Source organism: Sphingomonas sp. (assembly GCF_019746015.1).
Lineage (GTDB): Bacteria > Pseudomonadota > Alphaproteobacteria > Sphingomonadales > Sphingomonadaceae > Sphingomonas.
Window position 1 is genome coordinate 1 of record NZ_JAIESM010000004.1, and the last position, 3,986, is coordinate 3,986.

A 3,986-nucleotide genomic window follows, 5' to 3' on the forward strand; every position below is an offset into this window, starting at 1 on the left:
GCGGCGGGCCTCGTCCCCGGCGGCGGCAGCGGCAGCCGCCAGCCGGTCGGCGCGGGCCTGTGCGGCGGCCGAATCGCGCTTGGCAGCGGCCAGCCGGTCGCGCCCGTCATCGGCGGCGACCAGCACGCCCGCCGCCACTCCCAGCCCGATCAGCAGTGCCGCGTGTCGCATGGGTTCAACCTTCGCGGTGATAGGGGTGGTTGGCAAGGATGCTGGTTGCCCGATAGAGCTGCTCGGCCAGCATCGCGCGCGCCATCAGGTGCGGCCAGGTCGCCCGCCCGAACGACAGCAGCAGGTCGGCGCCCGCCCGCTCGGCATCCGAAAAGCCGTCGGCCGCGCCGATCATGAAGCGCGCCTCGCGCACGCCATCGTCGCGCCAGCGGCCGATCTGCTCGGCCAGCGCCATGGAGGAGAGGAGCATGCCCGTCTCGTCGAGCAGCACGGTGCGCGCCGGGGTCTGGGCGGGGGGCAGGCGGCCGCCACTGTCGGGCAGCTCGGTCACGCGCGCGCGGGTGCCCAGCCGTTTCAGGTAGCGCTCGACCAGTTCGGCCTCCGGCCCATGGCCGATCCGCCCGCGCGCAACGATGTGCAGCAGCAATTAGTGGCTGTCGGCCGCGGCCGGCCCGTCACCGAATGCCCACATCCGCTCCAGATTGTAGAAGCTGCGCACTTCCGGGCGGAACAGATGGACGATCACGTCGCCGGCGTCGATCAGCACCCAGTCGGCGGTCGGCAGGCCTTCCACGCGCACCGGGCGGCCGAACTCGGCCTTGATCTTTTCAGTGAGCTTCGACGCCATCGACGCGACCTGGCGCGTGGAGCGGCCGCTGGCGATCACCATGTGATCGGCGATGCTCGACTTGCCCGCCAGCGGGATCGACACGGTTTCCACCGCCTGGTCATCGTCGAGCGACGAGAGGACAAGCTGATGGAGCGCCTCGACGCTGTCGGCATCGGGCGAGCGAAAAGCGGTTACGGATGCGGCCAAGGGAACTCCTGATAGCATTATGACGGGGCCATCGCCCCGCCAGGGTCTGGGTTGTCGACAAAATGACGCTGCCATGCGGGATCGGCCATTCTGAGCCGCGTCGCCGAAGTATCGTCGGGGCGAAAGCGCAACAGCACGAGCGCTGGCAGACTCCACCTCGTCCAATCCTGTGCCTGCGCTGCGGGGTGGACGAAGTGCCGCAGCCAGCCCGTTGCGGGTGCCGCCCGGGCAATTCCTTCATAACCCGGCCGGGCAATCACCGCAATGGGCGTGCGGCGCGCAATTCTCCGCCAGTCGCGCCAGCGGTGGAACTGGGCGAGATTATCCGCCCCCATCAGCCAGATGAAGCGGTGGCGCGGATAGCGCGCGATCAGCTTGTCGAGCGTGTCGATGGTATAGCGCGTACCCAGCCGGCACTCGATATCGGTCGCGCGGATCGGCGCGCGCCGCGCCACGCGCCGGGCCGATGCCATGCGCACGGTGAGCGGCGCCATGTCGGGGCTGCCCGCCTTCAACGGATTGCCGGGGGAAACCAGCCACCACACTTCGTCCAGATCGAGCGCGGCGATCGCTGCCAGGCTGATCGCACGGTGCCCGCGATGCGCCGGGTTGAACGAGCCGCCCAGCAGGCCGATACGCTTCATAATCGGCGCTTTATAATGCGCCCCGCCCTGTGGCAATGTTGCAGCGGGCGCAGGGGAGCGTGCCCGGCAACTGGGGAGCGGCAATGCAAGGCGGGTTGGAAGCGGCAGGCGATCTGGCAACCGGCGGGCTGATCGGCCGCGCGCTGGAACCCGGCGCGGGCGATCACACCGCGCACGGCGCCGGCCATCCCGCCACCTGCCCCAATTGCCAGGCCGCGCTGATGGGCGATTTCTGCCACCAATGCGGCCAGACGGCGCACCTGCACCGCACGCTTTGGTCAATCGTGCATGACGTGCTGCACGGCGTCTATCATTTCGAGGGCAAATTCTGGACGACGCTGCCAATGCTGTTCGTGCGGCCGGGCAGCCTGACGCGGCGCTACATCGCCGGCGAGCGGGCCAAGTTCGTGTCGCCGCTGGCGCTGTTCCTGTTCTCGGTGTTCCTGATGGTGGCAACGTTCGAGACGGTCGGCGGGCCGCTGGGCCGGATCGACAATGAGGGCGGGGCGGTTCAGGTCAGCATTCCGGAAATGAACAAGGAGCTTGCCAAGCTGGAAGCGCAGCAGCGGCAGTTGAAAACGCAGCTGGTGCAATTGCGCACCCAGCGCGGGGCCATAATCGGCAATGGCGACGCGGCCGATGCCGAGCGTGACGCGCTCGATGCCAAAATCGACGCGATCGATGCCAGGCTCGACAAGCTGAGCAAGGAGCATGATTCGATCAGCACCGTGCTTGACGTAACGTCCGGCAAGAAGGACGTCGCCGGTGCGATCAGCAGCCAGAAGGACAAAATAGACATAAACACCGGCATCCCGTCACTCGATGCCCGCCTCAAAAAGGCGCTGAAGTCACCGGAGCTGTTCTTCTACAAGGTTCAGTCCAACGCCTATAAATTCAGCTGGATGCTGGTACCGATCTCGCTGCCGTTCATCTGGCTGCTGTTCGTCTTCCGGCGCGATGTGGGGCCGTATGATCATGCGATCTTTGCCATTTATTCATTGTCGGCAATGACGCTGGGCGTGGTTGGGTTGAGCGTGCTGGCGGCGATCGGCGCACCCACGGGTCTCGTCGCAACCATGCTGGCGTTCGGGCCGCCGCTGCACATCTACAAGCAGTTGCGCGGCGCTTATGGCATCGGGCGCTTTGCCGCCGCCTGGCGGACCGCCGCGCTGCTGGTGAGCGCGGTGATCTCCGGCACCTTGTTCTTCGTTGCCATTCTGAACGTGGTGTCCTGAACGGCGGATCAGCGGCAGGGGTGGCGCCGCGTCATGATCGCGGCCCAGGCGCTGGTCACGCTCTGGTTGCGGCGCGCTTCGGGAATCGCGCGGAATTCCTTGATGATGTCGTCGCTGGTCATCTTCACCTGGCCAACCGGCGGCGGGCAGCTTGACGGCTTCCTGCCGGCGGCGATTTCGCGGGCCAGCCCGGCGCGATAGGTGGCGCCGGCCGATTTGATCTCGTCGCGCAACAGGCCGATATCGGGCGATGTCATCGCCAGCAGCCCCTGGGCCTTCAGCGCATCGGTCTTGGCGAGAAATTCGCGCACCGTCATCGCTTGGGCGGCGGCGGGCATGGCGAGGGCGGCAATCACCAGGGTCAGCACGGGCAAACGCATTCCGGGAGCTCCTTTCGGCGGCGGTCCTGCCGGGCTAAGCGGCAAGATGGGCGACAAAAGGGCAGCGGCAATCAATTGGCGCGTCCCATGCCCATTTCATGCCCCGGTTCATTGCTGGTGTTCAATGAACCGAGGATGAAGCCACGCGGCCTGTTCAGGTGCTTTACGCGCCCTGGGGCGTGGGCGAGCCGAACGGGCCGCTGGGGCGCCGCGTCTTGGGCACCGAGCCGCCCACCGCCGGGATGGCGGGGCCGGCGGCGCCGGGATCGGGCCGGCCGATATCCTCGCCCGCGATCAGCCGCTTGATCTCGTCACCCGACAGCGTTTCATAGTCGAGCAGCGCGCCGGCCAGCTTGTGCAGCTGGTCGATATGGTCGGTCAGCAGCTTGCGCGCACGGCCCAGCCCGCCCTCGACCAGCTTCTTGACCTCGGAATCGATCAGCTGCGCGGTCTGGTTCGACATCGACGGGCCACGGTTCATCGAATAGCCCAGATAGCCTTCGTCGCTCTCGCCATAGTCGAGCGGGCCGACCTCGTCAGACATGCCCCACTGCGTCACCATCGCGCGCGCCAGCTGGGTCGCGCTCTGAATGTCGCCGGAGGCGCCCGACGACACCTTGTCATATCCGAAGATCACTTCTTCGGCCACGCGCCCGCCCATTGCCACCGCCAGGTTCGCGTACATCTTGTCGCGGTGATAGCTGTAGCTGTCGCGCTCGGGCAGGCGCATCACCATGCC

At 67.0% G+C, this 3,986-nt stretch carries 5 protein-coding genes and 1 pseudogene; 1 reads left to right on the forward strand and 5 read right to left on the reverse strand.

The features are described from left to right. Positions 1 to 175 precede the first annotated feature (175 nt). From K2Y03_RS00280 to K2Y03_RS00290, 3 genes are read right to left on the reverse strand one after another with little or no spacing between them, the layout of a single operon-like run. A complete protein-coding gene (locus K2Y03_RS00280) occupies positions 176 to 598 on the reverse strand; it encodes a 23S rRNA (pseudouridine(1915)-N(3))-methyltransferase RlmH (protein ID WP_294087317.1) in 423 nt (140 codons plus the stop codon). Continuing rightward, entirely contained in the window at positions 599 to 988 is a 390-nt protein-coding gene (gene rsfS / locus K2Y03_RS00285; protein ID WP_294087319.1) for a ribosome silencing factor, read from the reverse strand. A 17-nt stretch (positions 989 to 1,005) separates the two neighbouring features. After that, on the reverse strand, positions 1,006 to 1,632 hold the full coding sequence (locus K2Y03_RS00290) for a nicotinate-nucleotide adenylyltransferase (RefSeq protein ID WP_294087320.1): 627 nt from the start codon (positions 1,630 to 1,632) through the stop codon (positions 1,006 to 1,008). A gap of 83 nt (positions 1,633 to 1,715) precedes the next feature. Between K2Y03_RS00290 and K2Y03_RS00295 the strand changes: the two genes are divergently transcribed. Then, positions 1,716 to 2,867: a DUF3667 domain-containing protein gene (locus tag K2Y03_RS00295; RefSeq protein ID WP_294087322.1), complete on the forward strand. Its 1,152-nt coding sequence runs from the start codon at positions 1,716 to 1,718 to the stop codon at positions 2,865 to 2,867. Positions 2,868 to 2,875: 8 nt separating this feature from the next. Here K2Y03_RS00295 and K2Y03_RS00300 read toward each other — a convergent pair whose 3' ends face one another. Next, positions 2,876 to 3,247, reverse strand: coding sequence for a hypothetical protein (locus K2Y03_RS00300; RefSeq protein WP_294087323.1), 372 nt, complete (start codon positions 3,245 to 3,247; stop codon positions 2,876 to 2,878). A 163-nt stretch (positions 3,248 to 3,410) separates the two neighbouring features. Continuing rightward, positions 3,411 to 3,986 (reverse strand): annotated as a pseudogene (locus K2Y03_RS00305) (cell division protein FtsH); the annotation flags it as partial.

What these genes read in the sequence shown, in the direction of transcription:
- K2Y03_RS00290 (WP_294087320.1), bottom strand. Translation starts at nt 1,632, where the DNA reads ATGAAGCGTATCGGCCTGCTGGGCGGCTCGTTCAACCCGGCGCATCGC.
- K2Y03_RS00295 (WP_294087322.1), top strand. Translation starts at nt 1,716, where the DNA reads ATGCAAGGCGGGTTGGAAGCGGCAGGCGATCTGGCAACCGGCGGGCTG.
- K2Y03_RS00300 (WP_294087323.1), bottom strand. Translation starts at nt 3,247, where the DNA reads ATGCGTTTGCCCGTGCTGACCCTGGTGATTGCCGCCCTCGCCATGCCC.